The organism is Actinoallomurus acanthiterrae (assembly GCF_054775715.1).
Map to the genome: position 1 here is coordinate 3,128,218 of NZ_BAAHCO010000001.1, position 15,372 is coordinate 3,143,589.

Sequence of the window (15,372 nt, forward strand, 5' to 3'; positions counted from 1 at the left end):
AGGAGGAGCGCGATGGAACCGAACGGTGTCCTCGTCGTGGGGAGCATCACCGCGGACGTCACGGCGTTCAGCAGGCGGCTCCCGGAACGCGGCGAGACGGTGCTCGGTGACGACTTCACCCTCGTACTCGGCGGCAAGGGCGCAAACCAGGCCGTCGCCGCGGCCCGGGCAGGCGCACCGACCTGGATGGTCGGCTGCGTCGGCCGGGATCCCTTCCGCGACATCGTCCTCTCGGGCCTGAGCTCCCACGGCGTGACGGTGTCCGAGGTCCGTACCGTCGAGGGCCGTACCGGCGTGGCGCACATCCGGGTCGACGCCTCCGGCGAGAACGACATCGTCATCACGCCGCTGGCCAACGCGGACCTCGACGAGCGGATGGTGGACGACAGCATCGTCGCCACCCGAGGTCAGGTCGGCGTGCTCCTCCTGCAACTGGAGGTCAGAACCGAGATCACCGCGCATGCCGCACAGGCGGGGGCGCAGGCCGGCCTGACCGTCGTCCTCGACCCGGCGCCGGCGCAGCCCCTGCCGGACGAGATCTGGCGGCACGTCGACATCGTCACCCCGAACGAGACCGAGGCCTGTGCGCTGACCGGGGTGCCGGCCACGGACCTGGAGTCCGCCGGTCGCGCCGCCGCCTGGTTCCTCGACCGCGGAGTCGGGCACGCGTTGATCACGCTCGGCGCCGCCGGGGTCCTTTCCGTCACCCCGGAACGTACGCGTCACTTCCCGGCATATCCGGTCACCCCCGTGGACACGACCGCCGCGGGTGACGCGTTCACCGGCTCGCTCGGCGCGGCCATCGCGACGGGCCTCGACCTCGACCTGGCCATCCGGCGGGGCACGGCGGCGGGTGCGCTGGCCACCACCCGCCCGGGTGCCAGCCCGTCCCTCCCCGACCGGCGATCCGTCGATGAGCTGGTCGCCACGACCCCCATGGAAGGAGCGGCTCGATGAGGCGCAACAACGGAACTCTCAACGGCCAGCTGGCCCGGGTCATCTCCGAGACAGGGCACACCGACCGGCTCGTCGTCACCGACGCGGGCCTGCCGATCCCGGCCGGTGTCGAGCGTGTCGACCTGGCGATCCGCGAGAACCTGCCGCGCTTCCTCGACGTGCTCGACGCCGTACTCGACGAGGTCGCGGTCGAGGGCGTGCTGCTCTCGGAGGAGATCAAGGAGCAGAGCCCGGAGATGCTCGAGCAGATCCGGCGGCGGTTCGACGACCTGGGCGTCTCCCTGCGGTTCGTCCCGCACACGGATTTCAAACAGGCGACCGGGACGGCGCGGGCCGCGGTCCGGTCGGGCGAGTTCACGCCGTACGCCAACGTGCTGCTCACCGCCGGCGTCGTGTACTGACGGGGAGACGGACATGCGCATCCAACTCGCCGACGTGCACAAGTCCTTCGGGGACAACCACGTGCTGCGCGGGGTCGGCTTCGAGGTCGGCCCGGGGGAGGTCGTCGCTCTCGCCGGGGAGAACGGTGCCGGCAAGTCGACGCTCACGAGGGTCATCTCCGGTGCTCACCAGCCGGACTCCGGCCGGGTGATCATCGACGGGTCGCCGGTCGTGTTCAAGGATCCGCAGGCGGCGATGGCCCGCGGGATCGAGGTCATCTACCAGGAGTTCCAGCAGAACCTGTTCCCGCATCTCAGCGTGGCGGAGAACATGTACGTCCTCGATCGGGAACGCCGGTTCGGCCGGCTCCTCGTGTCCAAGCGGAGCATGGCGCAGGCGGCCGAGAAGGCGCTGGGCGAGCTCGGTGTCACCGTCGACGTCCGCCGTACCGTCGAGTCGCTCAACGTCGCCGAGCGCCAGATGGTCGAGATCGCCAAGGCGATGACCCACGAGCCGGAGCTCCTGATCCTCGACGAGCCGACCGCCGCGCTCGACGAACAGGAGTCGGAGCGGCTGTTCGCCCAGGTGCGGCGGCTGCGTGAGGCCGGCGTGTCGGTGGTCTACATCAGCCACCGTCTCGACGAGGTCTTCGACCTCGCGGACCGCATCGTGGTGCTGCGTGACGGACGGGTGACCCTGGACCGGCCGGTGGAGCAACTGGACTCCGGCCAGGTGGTGACGGCCATGGTCGGCGAGGCCGTCGACGACTTCTACCCCAAGGAGCGGAACGCGACCGAACGCGTCGTGCTGGAGGCCCGCGGGGTGACCGGCGGGGCCGACTTCCACGGCATCGACCTGAGCGTCCGCGCCGGCGAGGTGCTCGGCATCGGCGGTGTCGTCGGCTGCGGGCGCAGCGCGCTGCTGCGGGCCCTGTTCGGGCTGCGACCCATCACCGGCGGAACCGTCACCGTCGAGGGCGTGCCCGTGCGCGCCCATGGTCCCAGGGACGCGATCGCGAGCCGCATCGCGTACGTGTCGCCGGACCGGCAGGCCGAGGGCCTGTGCGCCGACCTTCCGGTGGAGTCCAACGTGTCGCTGGCGAGCCTGAGCCGGTTCGTCGGCCCCGGTGACGTCGTACGGCGAGGCGCCGAACGCGCCGAGACCGGCGCGGTGATGACGGACCTCCGGGTCCGGGCCGCGTCCCCGTCCGTGCCGGTCGGCTCGCTGTCCGGCGGTAACCAGCAGAAGTCGCTGTTCGCCAAGTGGGTGATGGCCGGGCCCCGGGTCCTGCTCATGGACGAGCCGACGCGCGGTGTCGACGTCGGGGCCAAGACGGAGATCTACCGCATCATCAACAAGCTGACGGCGGACGGGGTCGCGGTGATCCTCGTCAGCTCCGACCTCCCCGAGCTCGTGGCCATGTCCGACCGGGTGGTCGTCATGCGGGAGGGCCGCATCGTCGCCGAGCTGACCGGAGATCGCGTCAACGAGCAGTCCATCCTCGAGCACGCCTTGGTAGGTGCCGCATGAACCTGAAGTCCCTCGCCCGCCGGCTGCGCGCCGTCTGGATGCTGCTGCTGGTGGGGGTGGTCCTCTCGTTCGCCTCGCCGGTCTTCCTCACCCGGACGAACCTGCTCAACGTCGGGCTGGCCGCGTCCGTGGCCGCGCTGCTGGCGGTCGGCCAGACGTATGTGATCATCCTCGCCGAGATCGACCTGTCCGTGGGCGCCTCGCTCGCGTTCTCCGCGGTCGTCACGGCGCTCACCCTGCGCGCTCACGGGGAAGTGCTCGCGCTCCTCGCGGGCGTCGGCGTCGGCGTGGGGATCGGGCTCATCAACGGACTGCTGGTCACCCGGGCGCGGATGCCGTCGTTCATCGCCACACTGGCGACGATGTCCGTGCTGTCGGGGATGAGCCTGCAGGTCACCTCGGGCAATCCGATCGCCGTCACCGACTACGGCTTCCAGGGCATCGGGCAGGATCGTCTCGCGGGGATCCCGGTCCCGGTGCTGATCATGGTCGTGGTGTTCGCGGTGTTCGGCTTCGTGCTCGCCCGGACCCGTTTCGGCCGCTTCGTGTACGCCACCGGCGACAACGCCGAGGCCGCCCGGCTCTCGGGGATCCGTACCCAGCGGGTGAAGGTCGCCGCCTTCGTCATCAGCGGGGTCCTCGCGGCGCTCGCCGGGTTCATCCTCACCGCGCGGCTGTCGACCGCCGAGCCGACCGCCGGTACGGGCCTCGAACTGGAGGCGATCGCCGCGGTGATCATCGGTGGCACCAGCCTCGCCGGCGGCCGCGGCACCCTGCTCGGCACGCTCGTCGGGGCCCTGGTCCTCGGCGTGATCGACAACGGGATGAACCTGCTCGACGTCTCGCCGTTCCTGCAGGACGTCGTCAAGGGGCTGGTCATTCTCCTGGCCGTGTTCCTCGACCGGAACCTCGACGCCCTCCGCGGCCTCGTACTGCGCCGCAGTGGGCCCGGCGGGACCGCTTCACCCACGACAACACCCGAACTTGCCCGGCAATGACCGGCTCGACCCGCCCGATCTCCAGCGCAGAGAACCAAGGAGCCCCCATGCGCATCGTCCGCTCCGCCACCGCGCTCGTCGCCGTCGCGGCCCTCTCCCTGACCGCCTGCAGCCGCGCCGGTGGATCGTCCACGGCGACCGGCGCCAAGCCCGCGTCCGGCAAGAAGGACGCCACCATGATCATGAGCACGCTGAACAACCCGTTCTTCATCAGCGTCAAGAACGGGGCCCAGGCGCAGGCGCCCAAGAACGGCGTGAAGCTCGGCGTGCAGAACGCCGACAACTCGGACGCCACCGCCCTCAACCTGGCCACGACCGCCATCTCCAAGCAGGTCGGCGTGCTGATCATCGACCCGGTCAGCAGCCAGTCCGCGACCTCCGCGGTGACGCAGGCGAACGCGGCGAACATTCCCGTGATGGCCTTCGACCGCAAGCCCCAGGGCGGCAAGCTCACCTGCTTCGTCGGCTATGACGCGGTCGAGGCCGGGCGGAACGCCGCCGACGCCCTCGCCAAGGCCGTCGGCGGGAAGGGGAAGGTCGTCGAGATCCAAGGGATCATGGGGACCAACGTCGCCCAGGACCGGAGCAAGGGCTTCGAACAGGAGATCGCCAAGTACAAGAACATCACGGTCGTCGCCAAGCAGGCGGCGGGCTTCGACCGGGCGAAGGCGCTCGACGTGATGACCAACGTCCTGCAGGCACACCCGGACATCGACGGGGTGTACGCCGCGAACGACGAGATGGCGATGGGCGTTCTCTCCGCCCTGAAGGCCCGGAACCTGGCGGGCAAGGTGAAGCTCGTGGGCAACGACGGCATCGCGGACGCGCTCTCGGCCATCGCGGCCGGCCAGATGGAGGCGACCAACGCCGAGTCGCCGTACGCGCTGGGTCAGAAGGTCGCCGGCCTCGCCGGGGACGTCCTCGGCGGGAAGACGGTGTCGCCCGCGGAGACCCTCCACGGCAGGCTGATCACCAAGGACAACGTCAAGGACTACGCCAAGTACCTCGTCGGGCTGGGCGACTCCGCCGACGTTCCCCCCGCGCTGCGCTGACGAGGGCGGTGTCCCGGCCGTAGCCGCGCCGCGAGTAGTCCACCGCCCTGCCGCCGGACCGGTCCGGCGGCAGGGCGGTGCGTCTTCGAGCCGTCAGGTGGCGGAGGGCAGCGCGACGACCGTGCGGATGCGCCGCGCCACCTCGTCGACCTCCTCGACCGGCAGGATCGGCTCGGAGTCGTGGCCGCCGCGCTCGGCGTCGGTCCACACCCAGCACCACCACAATCGGCCCCCTCGAGACTCGATCGTGACGGACTGGCTGAGCGGCGCCGCCGGCTCGAAGAGGCGAGTGACGCCGTCGCCGAGGTCGTCGGGCGCCGGCGCGTCACCGCGCACCGACAGGGTCAGGGGCCCGGTGATCGTGACGTGCAGCCCGAGCGCGGTCACGGCGTCGGCGAGGGTGCGGAGCGCGTGTTCGAGCGCTTCACGGTGAGGAGTGGGGCGTACGCCCATCGGTGTTCCCTTCCGGAATCGCCGGTCTTCGAACAGGCCGTCGACACCTGCTGTTTACGCTGGTCAATGAGGCTGTTTCGACAAGTCCCGCCCTTTGTTGGAAATGATGCATGCCGATCGGTGAGGGCGGTAGCGGGCAAGTGCGATACGCACTACCCTCCGAATATGGACGGTCACGGCCTTCCGGAGGCGCTTCGATCGATCATGGGCCGGCGCGGCTGGTCACAACTGGATCTGGCCCGTGAACTGGGCGTATCTCAGAGCTGGGTGTCTCAGGCATCGCGCGGGATTCGCGACCCGGGAATCGGCCGAACGGAAAGACTTCTGAACCGCATAGGTTGGGAGGTACGCATATCGCCCATTTCGGAGGACGATCCCGTGAGGCGCAGAGAGTTCGTCGCGACGGCAGCATCCATCACATTCGTTCCCTCCCCGAAGGTCGGCCCCTATCAGGACCCGGGCTACGTACGGCACCTCGCCGAACGGCTCGCGCACGACCGCTACCAGCAGGGCGGCACCCCGATCGTCGCCACGGCGCTGCGGCATCTGCGGAAGGTCGGCCCGGCGGTGGGTGGGTCCGACCGCGCCCTCCAGGAGGCGTCCTCCGACCTGGCCGGCGAGGCCGCGCGTGTTCTCTACGACTCACGGCGTTACCCGGCGGCCGAGCGGACCGGCGCGTTCGCACTCGAGCTCGCCCGCCGCTCCGGCAGCGTCCGCGCCCAGGCCGACGCGTACAGCACGCTCAGCCGCGTCAACATCGACCAGCGGCGCGGCGACCGCGGCGCGATGTACGCGCGGCGGGGCCTGCGGCTCGGCGACCTGCCGCCCGCGCGCGAGGCGTGGCTGCGGTTGCGCCTGGGGCGCTCACTCGCCCTGCTGCCCGGGCGGGAACGCACGGCACGGGAGGTCCTCGAGGAGGCCCTGACCGTCCACGGGCTGCCCGCGTACGAGACGGCCGACATGCTCGGAAACGTCGGGGTGGCGCTGCTCGGCATGCGAGAGTACGACGTCGCCCGGGCCACCATCGCCGAGGCCGTGCGCCTCAGCGGCCAGTGCTCCGCCCTCCTCGCCGTCGCCTACCAGGCGTGGGAGGTCGAGGCGGCGCTGCGGTCGGACGACCCGTCCCTGGCGGCCGTCCGGATGACCGCCCTGGCCCGGATCGCCCCGCTCGTGTCGTCCGCGCGGGTCACCACCCACATCGAGAGCGTCTACCGCATGTCCGGCCGCTGGGCCCGAGTGCCGGAGATGCACGACGCCCGAGAGCAGCTCCACTCCGTCATGCGAGCCTGAGCCAGGCGGAGCCTTTCGGTCTAGGTCAGCCGATCATCCTCGGCGACCCCGTTCAGCTGGTCACGCAGCCCATCGGCCACTGACGCGCCGAGCACTGCGGCGACCCGGTCCTGAGCCGTTCGCCACAACGCGAACGCCTGTTCAAACCGCAGGCGTCCCTCTTCGGTGAGCGTGACGTTCACGCTGCGTCGATCCGCCAGGTCCTTGTCCAGCCGGACCAGGCCATCGCGCTGCAACGGGCGCAACGAGTGACCGAGCCCCGAGCGATCCAGCACCAGCGTACGGGCCAGCTCGTTGATGGTGATCGGCTCGCCACCGGCGAGTTCGCTGAGAATGGCGAACTGGGTCGACCGGAGACCGGTGGGTGCCAACACCTCGTCGTACAGCCCCGTCAGGCGCCGTGACGCCTTGCGGAGCGCCGTGGCGTAGCACTCTCGCGTCGCCGAAACCCGTGGCAGCTCCGTCGGCATGTTCACTGACCCGCACCTCACTACCCGCAGGAGCCGTGTACGCCTGCCCGGGCGCGAACAACGAGCGCTGCACTGATATTTCTAATTTTGAGGGCATGTGCCGTCGATCATAACGGGCATATGCCCCTATCTCGCCGCGTTGCACCGGTGGGTGACTCCAGCCACCGCACCTCGGAAGGACTTCGTCATGGCACGCAACATCCTCATCACCGGCGCCACCGGCAAGACCGGCGGATCCGCCGCGGACACGCTCCTCGCGCACGGCCACCACGTTCGCGCGCTGGTCCACCGAACCGATGACCGCTCCGACCGTCTCGCCGCCGCCGGCGCCGAGGTCGTCGTCGGAGATCTCCTGGACCTCGACGCCGTGGCCCGGGCCACCGAGGGCATCGACGCGGTGTACCTCACCTATCCGATCGCCCCGGGCCTGATCGAGGCCACCGCAACGCTGCTGCAGGCGGCCGAGGAGAACGGCGTCGGCGCGATCGTCAACATGTCGCAGATCTCGGCCCGGCGCGACGCCGTCAGCGACGCCGCCCGCCAGCACTGGATCGCCGAACGCCTCCTGGACCACTTCAGCGGGACGGTGACCCACATCCGGCCGACATTCTTCGCCGAATGGCTGATCAACTTCTGGGACGAGACGACCGGCGAACTCCGCCTGCCCTTCGCCGACGCACGCCACGCCCCCATCGCCGCCGAAGACCAGGGACGCGTGATCGCCGCGATACTGGAGAATCCCGAGCCGCACGCCGGAAAGATCTATCCGCTCTACGGCCCGGTCGAACTCGACCACCACCAGATCGCCGAAGCGATGACCCGCACCCTGGGCCGACCAATCACCTACGTGCCGATCGAGATCGAGGAGTTCCGGTCCGACCTCGAAAAGCGCGGCATGGGACCCCACTTCGTCCAGCACCTGATCAACGTCGCGGTCGACTACCGCAACGGGGTCTTCGCCGGAACCAACGACACCGTCCGCACCCTCGCCGGCGCCGAGCCGCTCACCGTCGAAGCCTTCATCGAACGCAACAGGCAGTACTTCGACGGCCGGGCACGCTGGAACAACCGCTGACCGTCGAGCGAGGGCCGGAGGGCGGTCGCCCGCCGGCCCTCGCCGCTGTGGGCACGACTGATGTAGCGGCGGCCTACACGCCGATCATGCCTCGGCCTGGCGTTGACGCAGCAACTCGGCGGCGATCGAGTAAGCCTCTGCCTGGGCTGATGTGCCGGTCCGCTCAGCGGGACGAGTCGCTTGGCCCCCCATTCGCGCCTGACCAAGATGCCGCTAACCATCTTCCGTACTATGTACGGATTCCCAACCAGGAGGTCTGGGGATGCAGGCGACCGGACTGGGCCCGCCAGGCGGCAGTGCCGCAGCCACGGGACTGACAAGGCGAGCGATCGCCCTGCCCCCGTTGATACCGTTCATCGCCCGGCGGGTTCTCCGCGGGCTCGTGGTCCTGTTCGTGTTGTCGATCGTCGCGTTCGGACTGGTCCGGCTGCTCCCGGGCAACCCGGCGGACGTGCTGGCCGGGCCGTACGCCGACGCGGCGACCCGGGCGCGGCTGGTGCAGGATCTCGGGCTCGACCGGCCGATCGCGGAGCAGTACCTGTTGTGGCTCGGCAGGCTCTTCCACGGCGACTTCGGGCTGTCGGTCTACAACGGCCTGCCGGTGCTCGAGCTCATCAAGCAGAGACTCCCGAACACTCTGGAGCTCGCCCTGGCCGCGACGGTGGTCTCGGTGCTGTGGGGAGTGCCGGCCGGGGCGATCGCGGCCCTCCGGCAGGGCCGGGCCTTCGACCGGCTGGCCCGCGGGGCCGCTTTTCTCGGCCTGGCGACGCCGGTGTTCGTCTTCGGTCTCTGCCTCGTCCTGTTGGCCTCGGCGGTCGTACCGAGCTGGCCGAGTGTCGGGTTCGTGCCGTTCTCTGACCGGCCGGGACGGAACCTGCAGAGCATCGTCCTGCCGGCACTCGCCCTGGGGCTTCCCCTCGGTGCGACGCTGTGCCGGTTCATGCGCACCTCGATGATCGAGGTCTACGAACAGGACTATCTGCGCACCGCTCTGGCGACCGGGGCGACGCGCCTGCAGGCGACGCTCCGGCATGGCCTGCGGAACGCGTCGGGTCCGGTGGTCACGGTGGCGGGACTGCAACTGGCAGGCCTGGTCGGTAACTCCATCCTGATCGAGAACGTCTTCGCGATTCCGGGTATCGGCCAGCTCACCGTGAACTCGCTGCTGCAGAAGGACTACTCGGTGACGCAGGCCTGCATCCTGCTGCTCGGGCTCGTGTACATCGTGATGAACCTCGCGGTGGATCTCATTCACCCGCTGATCGACCCGAGGGTGGGTGAGTCACGATGAGCGAGTCGCTGGTCGACGCGTCAACGGACGAGAAGGCGCCCGGCGCCGATGGGTCGCCCGTTCGTCCCGGGCGGCGTCGCGTGCCGGTGCGCGCCGGGATCGCCTGTGGCCTCGGCATCCTGGTGCTGATGTTCGCGATGGCGTACGTCGCGCCGTTGATCCGGCCGTTCTCGGCGAGCCAGGTCGCCGGGGCGCCCTTCAGCGCCCCGAACGGAACCCACTGGCTGGGCACGGACGATCTCGGGCGGGACTACTTCGTCCGGTTGTGCGTCGCCGGCCGTACGTCGCTGTCGATCGCGCTGGCGGGCTCGGTGCTGGCGCTGGTGGCCGGCTCCGCCCTCGGGTTCGCCGCGGGTGTCGGCGGCCGGTGGCTGGACACTCTGCTGATGGGCGGCGTCGACCTCCTGCTGTCGTTTCCGTCGATCCTGCTCGGCCTGGTGGCGGTGACGGTCTTCTCGCCCTCGGTGACGACCCTGATCGCGGTCCTGTCCTTCGTCTCCCTGCCGCACTTCGCGCGGATCGTCCGGGCGCGGTGCCTCGAGCTCCGTCAGCTGGAGTTCGTCCTGTCCGCGCGGATCTCCGGAGTGCGGTCCCCCGTGATCGTCGCGAAGCATCTGCTGCCCAACGTCTTCCCCCTGATGATGGTCCAGCTCGCCAACTCGGCCGCCATCGTCATCCTGCTGGAGTCGGCGCTGAGCTATCTCGGCCTCGGTGTCCAGCCGCCGACCCCGAGCTGGGGCCGGATGGTCGCCGAGTCCCAGAACTACCTGACCGACTCGCCCTGGCTGGTCCTCGGCGCCGGTGGGGCCCTGCTCTTGTCCTCGATCGGCTGGGGACTCATCGGCGAAGGCTTCGCGACCTCACGCCGCTCCGTCATCTGACGCGACCTCACGCCGCTCCGTCATCTGACCGGCGCCCCGTACGGCGCCGGCGACCGATCACCCCTCCCCAGAGAAAAGAGACAGCACCATGTCCGCACGCATGCCGGTCAGGAGACTGGCACTCACCATGGCGGCGATCGCCGCCGCGTCGACCACATTGGCGGGCTGTGGGGGCAGCGGCCAAGCGCAGTCCGGTACGGGAGGCGGCTCGCCCCATCGCGGCGGCGTTCTCACCGTCGGCGACGAGAGCCAGCCGCTGAGCGGGCTCGATCCCATCCTGGCCCAGGCGTTCGACGCGAAGCGTTTCGCCGCGCAGTTCTACGAGGGCCTGCTCTCACTCGGGCCCGACGGCAGCACCCTGAAGCCGGCGCTGGCGACCTCGTGGAAGCAGACGTCGCCGACCAGCTACGAGTTCACGCTGCGGCAGGGCGTCACGTTCCACGACGGCAGCCCGCTGAAGGCGAGCGACGTCGTGTTCAGCCTCAAGAGGATCGTCGACCCGGCGGTGCACTCGCCGTACGCGGCGCTCTACAAGTTCACGGACGTGAGCGCTCCGAGCGCCGACAAGGTCGTGGTGAAGCTGCCCGATCCGCAGTCCTCGCTGCTCCACCTGCTCGCGCAGCCGTGGAGCGCCGGCATCGTGAGCGAGCAGTGGGTCCGGTCTCATCCGGCCAACGCCCTCAAGACGCAGGAGGACGGGACGGGCCCGTACAAGCTCGCGGCGTTCCAGGAAGGCTCCCTGATCAAGACCGTCCGATTCGACGGCTACTGGGACAAGCCAAAGCCGTACATCAACGAGATCGACTACCGGGTCATCCCCGATGAGTCGACCCGCGTGCAGGCCCTGCAGTCCGGGGCAGTGGACGCCGTTCAGGTCGCCCTTCCCAAGAACGCGTCCGTGCTGAAACGCAGGTTCACGGTGGGCGACAAGTACGACGTCGGCGCCTACTGGCTGGGCCTGAACACGACGAGCGGCCCGCTGGCGAACGAGAAGGTGCGCCAGGCGATCAGCCTCGGCATCGACCGGAAGCAGCTGATCAGCGTCGGATCGCAGGGGGCCGGCGTCGCCTCGGGGGTCATCCCGCCCGGGGATCCGGTCATGGGGAACCAGGTGGGAGACCTGCCCAACACCCAGTACGACCCGAACCAGGCGAAGCAGCTGCTCGCCGCGTCGGGGGCGGGAGCCGTGAAGCTCAAGCTGGCGATCCGGTCGAACCGGCCGGACAAGCTCGCCACCGCGCAGCTCATCAAGGAGCAGCTGTCGAAGATCGGCGTGGAGGTGGACATCACGCAGGTCCCGTTCGAGCAGCTGACCAGCAACCTGCTGTCCGGCAACTGGGGTGCCGACATGATCCAGCTGACGTCCGCGCTCAACGCCGACCCCAGCCAGTACCTGAGCCTGTGGTTCCAGAAGGGGTCGAAGACGACGAAGGTCAACGACCCGGAGCTGTGGAAGCAGATGTCGAACGCCATCCACCAGACGGGCAGCGACCAGGCTCGGGCCCAGACGTACGCGGCCATCGACCGGTACGTCGCGCAGCGGGTGTACGTGCTCGTCCCGTACGCCGCGCCCACGGTCTACGACGTGTGGTCCAAGAAGCTCGCGGGATTCAAGACCGAACCGTCGAGCACCCGGATGTTCCTGAAAGACGCATGGATCGGGTGACGGAGAGACGATGAAGGTCGCAGCTGCGGACGACCCCGAAGACACGCAGAAGGACGACGCGCGCCGCGCCGAAGCCGTGCTGAGGTGCCGCGACTTCACGGTCCGCTACGGCACGGTGCCGGATGGCGTCCGCGCCATCGACCTGACGGTTCGCGCCGGGGAGATCGTCGGCCTGATCGGCGAGAGCGGGAGCGGGAAGACCTCCGTCGCGATGGCCTGCCTCGGACTCCTGCCGAAACAGGCGAAGGTGTCCGCCGAACTGTTCGAGGTGTGCGGCACCGACCTGTCGGCCGCCGACGGCAAGACGCTCACGCGGCTGCGCGGCAGCGAGGTCGCGATGGTGTTCCAGGACGCCATGGGAGCACTGGACCCGAGCATGCGGGTCGGCAGGCAGATCGGTGAGGTCGTGGGTCGGCACCGTGGCCTGAAGGGCAAGGCGCGGCAGCAGGCGGTGCTCGAGCTGCTGCGCCGGGTACGGGTGCCGGAGCCTGAGCACCGGGCCCGGCAGTACCCGCATCAGCTCTCCGGCGGGCTGCGGCAGCGCGTGGCGATCGCGCTCGCGCTGGCCGGCGAGCCGCGCCTGCTGCTGGCCGACGAGCCGACGACGGCGCTCGACGTCACCGTGCAGGCGGAGATCTTGAGCCTGCTGCGGACGGTCCGCGACGAGTTCGGTGTCGGGATCCTGCTGATCTCGCATGACATCGGCGTCATCGCGCAGACCGCGGACCGGCTGGCGGTCATGCGGAACGGCGAGATCGTCGAGAGCGGCGCCGTGGACGACGTGCTCCTGCACCCGGCCTCGGACTACACCAAGATGCTGCTCGGCTCGATGCCCAGACTGGGCGAGCGGGTCCGGCCCCAGCCGGCGGAGGGCGCGGGAGACGCGGGGGACGCGGACGGGACGACCGAACCCGATGGCCACGCGGTCTTCGTGGCGGACGGCTTGAGCCGCGGGTTCGGGTCGCGAGGCCGTGTCGTGCACGCGGTCCGAGACGTCTCGTTGCGGGTCAGGCGGGGAGAGGTGCTGGGCGTCGTCGGCGAGTCCGGCTCGGGCAAGAGCACCCTCGCCAAGATGCTGGTTCGGCTGGATCAGCCGAGCTCGGGCCGATTGGAGATGAACGGGGCCGACTACGGGAGGCTTCGCGGCAAGCGGCTCAAGGCCTTCCGGCGTGCCGTGCAGATGGTGTTCCAGCATCCGGCGGGTTCGCTCAACCCCAAACTTCGCGTGGCCACCTCGGTTCGCGAGCCGCTGGCCACGAGCGGAGTGACCGGCGCCGAGGCACGGCGACGCGTCGACGAGGTGCTGGCGGAGGTCGGCCTGCCGCCGGAGACCGCGGGCCGGCTGCCCCACGAGTTCTCCGGCGGGCAGAAGCAGCGCATCGCCATCGCCCGCGCGATCGCCGCCCGGCCCGAGGTCGTGGTCCTGGACGAGCCGACCTCGGCGCTGGACGTCTCCGTGCAGGCCCAGGTACTGGACCTGCTGCTCAAGATCCAGCGGGCGGAGGAGCTGACCTACGTCTTCATCTCGCACGACCTCGCGGTCGTGCAGGCGATCTCGGACCGGGTGATGGTGATGTACGCGGGCCGGGTCGTGGAGATCGCGGAGGCGGAAGCGCTGTTCGCCTCGCCGGCGCACTGGTACACCAGGGCGCTGCTCGAGGCCGTTCCGTCGCCCGATCCGCGCGACCGGCCCGAATCGGGCGCGGCGAGCCCCCCGGAGCCGGGTGATCAGCCGGAGGCTCGAGGGTGCCCGTTCGCCGCGCGGTGCCCGAGGGTCGAATCCCGATGCCGGACCGAGGTCCCGGAACTGTCCACGCTGAATGCGGGGCATGCCGTGGCGTGCCACTTCCCCGCGGATCGGGAGAGATCTGAATGACGGTGCCGGACACGATGGACGCCGTGGCTCAGGCGGACCTGGTCCGTCGGGGCGAGGCATCGCCGAGGGAGCTGGTCGAGGCCGCCATCGAGCGCATCGAGGCGACCGATCCGCAGGTCAACGCCGTCACGCACCGGAGGTACGAACAGGCGCTCGCCGAGGCGGACGGCGTACGCGGGGACGGCCCGTTCGCGGGTGTGCCCACACTGGTGAAGGCGCTCAACGACAGCAGGGGAGACCCGGCGAACCTCGGGTCCGCCTGGGTGGCCCGGCACGGCCGCGTCGCCCGGGAGGACGCTCTCATCAACCGGAGGCTGAGGCAGGCGGGATTCGTCGTCGTCGGCCAGACCTCGACGCCGGAGTTCGGCCTCGTCTCGGTCAGCGAGAGCCACGTCCACGGTGTCACCCGGAACCCGTGGCGGACCGACCTGACGTCCGGCGGTTCGTCGGGCGGTGCGTCGGCCGCGGTCGCCGCGGGCATGGTGCCCGTGGCACAGGGCGGCGACGGCGGCGGATCGATCCGGATGCCGGCCGCGTTCTGCCACCTGATCGGCTTGAAACCGAGCGTCGGACGCATCAGCGCGGGCCCGGGCAAGCCCGACCGGTGGGGCCACAGCGTCCCCGCGGTGGTCACCCGCACCGTACGCGACACGGCGGCGGTGCTCGACGCGGTGAGCGGCGGCGCGCCCGGAGACCGGGGCGGCCCCGCGCCCCTTCCACCGGACGGCCTGGCCTCGATGGTCGGCCGCGATCCGGGACGGCTCCGGATCGGTGTCCTCGCCCATGCGCCCGACCACGCCCCTCAGGTCGTGCGACCGGTACGGGAGGCCGTGCTGGACACCGCCCGGATACTCGAGCGGCTCGGACACGAGGTCGAGGACGCCCACCCCGAACCGATGCTCGATCCGATGTGCCTGCAGGCGTTCTTCGACGCGCTGAGCGTCACCGCGGTCCAGACGGTCGAGGCGCTGACCGCGGAGCTCGGCGAGCGGCCCGGCCCGGACGACCTCGACGCCGTCACCTGGTTCTGGGTACGGCGGGGGCGGGAGATCACCGGGGTGGAACTCGCTGACGCCCTTGCCTGGCAGGGCCGGCTACGCGCCGGCATGGCGAACTGGTGGCAGGACTTCGACCTGCTGCTCAGCCCGGTGTTCGCCACGCCGCCCAAGCCGGTGGGGTGGCCGTGGGAGGAGGCCGACGGCCTCCAGAAGTCGGTGGACGTGCTCACCTTCACCGCGCCGTTCAACACGACCGGGCAGCCCGCGATCGCGGTGCCCGCGACGCTGACCGAGTCCGGCGAGCCCATCGGAGTCCAGCTGGCCGCGGCCTACGGCCGGGAGGACCTCCTGGTCTCCGTGGCGGCACAGCTGGAGGCCGAGCGCCCCTGGGCGGCGCTTCGCCCGCCGGTCTTCGCGTACTAGACAGATGACTCACGAGCGGAACAGGTACACG

14 protein-coding genes and 1 pseudogene are annotated in these 15,372 nt (G+C 70.2%); 13 read left to right on the plus strand and 2 right to left on the minus strand.

All coding sequences use genetic code 11. From position 1 onward, the window contains the following. Positions 1-12: 12 nt before the first annotated feature. Genes ACYVF7_RS15215 through ACYVF7_RS15235 form a run of 5 tightly spaced genes read left to right on the plus strand, consistent with a single transcriptional unit; the run spans position 13 to position 4,918 of the window. The gene (locus ACYVF7_RS15215; RefSeq protein ID WP_460340055.1) at positions 13-957 is read left to right on the plus strand and encodes a ribokinase; all 945 of its coding nucleotides are present in this window, start codon (positions 13-15) and stop codon (positions 955-957) included. Beyond that, a complete protein-coding gene (gene rbsD / locus ACYVF7_RS15220; RefSeq protein WP_460340058.1) occupies positions 954-1,358 on the plus strand; it encodes a D-ribose pyranase in 405 nt (134 codons plus the stop codon). The genes ACYVF7_RS15215 and rbsD overlap by 4 nt, the downstream gene beginning before the upstream one ends. Before the next feature lie 13 nt (positions 1,359-1,371). Continuing rightward, positions 1,372-2,868: a sugar ABC transporter ATP-binding protein gene (locus ACYVF7_RS15225; protein ID WP_460340060.1), complete on the plus strand. Its 1,497-nt coding sequence runs from the start codon at positions 1,372-1,374 to the stop codon at positions 2,866-2,868. Further along, positions 2,865-3,866, plus strand: coding sequence for an ABC transporter permease (locus ACYVF7_RS15230; RefSeq protein ID WP_460340063.1), 1,002 nt, complete (start codon positions 2,865-2,867; stop codon positions 3,864-3,866). Before ACYVF7_RS15225 ends, ACYVF7_RS15230 begins: the two co-directional genes overlap by 4 nt. A gap of 47 nt (positions 3,867-3,913) precedes the next feature. After that, a complete protein-coding gene (locus ACYVF7_RS15235) occupies positions 3,914-4,918 on the plus strand; it encodes a substrate-binding domain-containing protein (RefSeq protein WP_460340066.1) in 1,005 nt (334 codons plus the stop codon). A gap of 93 nt (positions 4,919-5,011) precedes the next feature. Here the strand turns inward: ACYVF7_RS15235 and ACYVF7_RS15240 are convergent, their stop codons facing one another. Beyond that, positions 5,012-5,371 (minus strand): hypothetical protein, encoded by a 360-nt coding sequence (locus ACYVF7_RS15240; protein WP_460340069.1) that lies wholly within the window; start codon positions 5,369-5,371, stop codon positions 5,012-5,014. Positions 5,372-5,575: 204 nt separating this feature from the next. Between ACYVF7_RS15240 and ACYVF7_RS15245 the strand changes: the two are divergent. Next, positions 5,576-5,692: pseudogene (locus ACYVF7_RS15245) on the plus strand (helix-turn-helix domain-containing protein); the annotation flags it as partial. A gap of 57 nt (positions 5,693-5,749) precedes the next feature. Next, positions 5,750-6,661, plus strand: coding sequence for a hypothetical protein (locus ACYVF7_RS15250; protein ID WP_460358626.1), 912 nt, complete (start codon positions 5,750-5,752; stop codon positions 6,659-6,661). Positions 6,662-6,681: 20 nt separating this feature from the next. Here the strand turns inward: ACYVF7_RS15250 and ACYVF7_RS15255 are convergent, their stop codons facing one another. Further along, positions 6,682-7,131 (minus strand): MarR family winged helix-turn-helix transcriptional regulator, encoded by a 450-nt coding sequence (locus tag ACYVF7_RS15255; RefSeq protein ID WP_460357930.1) that lies wholly within the window; start codon positions 7,129-7,131, stop codon positions 6,682-6,684. Positions 7,132-7,318: 187 nt separating this feature from the next. Between ACYVF7_RS15255 and ACYVF7_RS15260 the strand changes: the two genes are divergently transcribed. The 6 genes from ACYVF7_RS15260 (at position 7,319) to ACYVF7_RS15285 (ending at position 15,341) form a co-directional block, all read left to right on the plus strand. Beyond that, on the plus strand, positions 7,319-8,206 hold the full coding sequence (locus ACYVF7_RS15260) for an NmrA family NAD(P)-binding protein (RefSeq protein WP_460340072.1): 888 nt from the start codon (positions 7,319-7,321) through the stop codon (positions 8,204-8,206). 262 nt (positions 8,207-8,468) lie between these two features. Further along, complete coding sequence (locus tag ACYVF7_RS15265) at positions 8,469-9,497, plus strand: ABC transporter permease (RefSeq protein WP_460340075.1); 1,029 nt, start codon at positions 8,469-8,471, stop codon at positions 9,495-9,497. Continuing rightward, complete coding sequence (locus tag ACYVF7_RS15270; RefSeq protein ID WP_460340077.1) at positions 9,494-10,378, plus strand: ABC transporter permease; 885 nt, start codon at positions 9,494-9,496, stop codon at positions 10,376-10,378. Before ACYVF7_RS15265 ends, ACYVF7_RS15270 begins: the two co-directional genes overlap by 4 nt. Positions 10,379-10,466: 88 nt before the next feature. Continuing rightward, positions 10,467-12,044, plus strand: coding sequence for an ABC transporter substrate-binding protein (locus tag ACYVF7_RS15275; RefSeq protein ID WP_460340080.1), 1,578 nt, complete (start codon positions 10,467-10,469; stop codon positions 12,042-12,044). 10 nt (positions 12,045-12,054) lie between these two features. Further along, positions 12,055-13,920 (plus strand): dipeptide ABC transporter ATP-binding protein, encoded by a 1,866-nt coding sequence (locus ACYVF7_RS15280; RefSeq protein WP_460340083.1) that lies wholly within the window; start codon positions 12,055-12,057, stop codon positions 13,918-13,920. Next, entirely contained in the window at positions 13,917-15,341 is a 1,425-nt protein-coding gene (locus ACYVF7_RS15285) for an amidase (protein ID WP_460340085.1), read from the plus strand. Before ACYVF7_RS15280 ends, ACYVF7_RS15285 begins: the two co-directional genes overlap by 4 nt. Positions 15,342-15,372: the final 31 nt, after the last annotated feature.

Bases quoted from the DNA above. Each gene is read 5' to 3' on its own strand.
- ACYVF7_RS15215 (WP_460340055.1), top strand. From the start codon at position 13: ATGGAACCGAACGGTGTCCTCGTCGTGGGGAGCATCACCGCGGACGTC.
- rbsD (WP_460340058.1), top strand. From the start codon at position 954: ATGAGGCGCAACAACGGAACTCTCAACGGCCAGCTGGCCCGGGTCATC.
- ACYVF7_RS15225 (WP_460340060.1), top strand. From the start codon at position 1,372: ATGCGCATCCAACTCGCCGACGTGCACAAGTCCTTCGGGGACAACCAC.
- ACYVF7_RS15230 (WP_460340063.1), top strand. From the start codon at position 2,865: ATGAACCTGAAGTCCCTCGCCCGCCGGCTGCGCGCCGTCTGGATGCTG.
- ACYVF7_RS15235 (WP_460340066.1), top strand. From the start codon at position 3,914: ATGCGCATCGTCCGCTCCGCCACCGCGCTCGTCGCCGTCGCGGCCCTC.
- ACYVF7_RS15240 (WP_460340069.1), bottom strand. From the start codon at position 5,371: ATGGGCGTACGCCCCACTCCTCACCGTGAAGCGCTCGAACACGCGCTC.
- ACYVF7_RS15255 (WP_460357930.1), bottom strand. From the start codon at position 7,131: ATGCCGACGGAGCTGCCACGGGTTTCGGCGACGCGAGAGTGCTACGCC.
- ACYVF7_RS15260 (WP_460340072.1), top strand. From the start codon at position 7,319: ATGGCACGCAACATCCTCATCACCGGCGCCACCGGCAAGACCGGCGGA.
- ACYVF7_RS15265 (WP_460340075.1), top strand. From the start codon at position 8,469: ATGCAGGCGACCGGACTGGGCCCGCCAGGCGGCAGTGCCGCAGCCACG.
- ACYVF7_RS15270 (WP_460340077.1), top strand. From the start codon at position 9,494: ATGAGCGAGTCGCTGGTCGACGCGTCAACGGACGAGAAGGCGCCCGGC.
- ACYVF7_RS15275 (WP_460340080.1), top strand. From the start codon at position 10,467: ATGTCCGCACGCATGCCGGTCAGGAGACTGGCACTCACCATGGCGGCG.
- ACYVF7_RS15280 (WP_460340083.1), top strand. From the start codon at position 12,055: ATGAAGGTCGCAGCTGCGGACGACCCCGAAGACACGCAGAAGGACGAC.
- ACYVF7_RS15285 (WP_460340085.1), top strand. From the start codon at position 13,917: ATGACGGTGCCGGACACGATGGACGCCGTGGCTCAGGCGGACCTGGTC.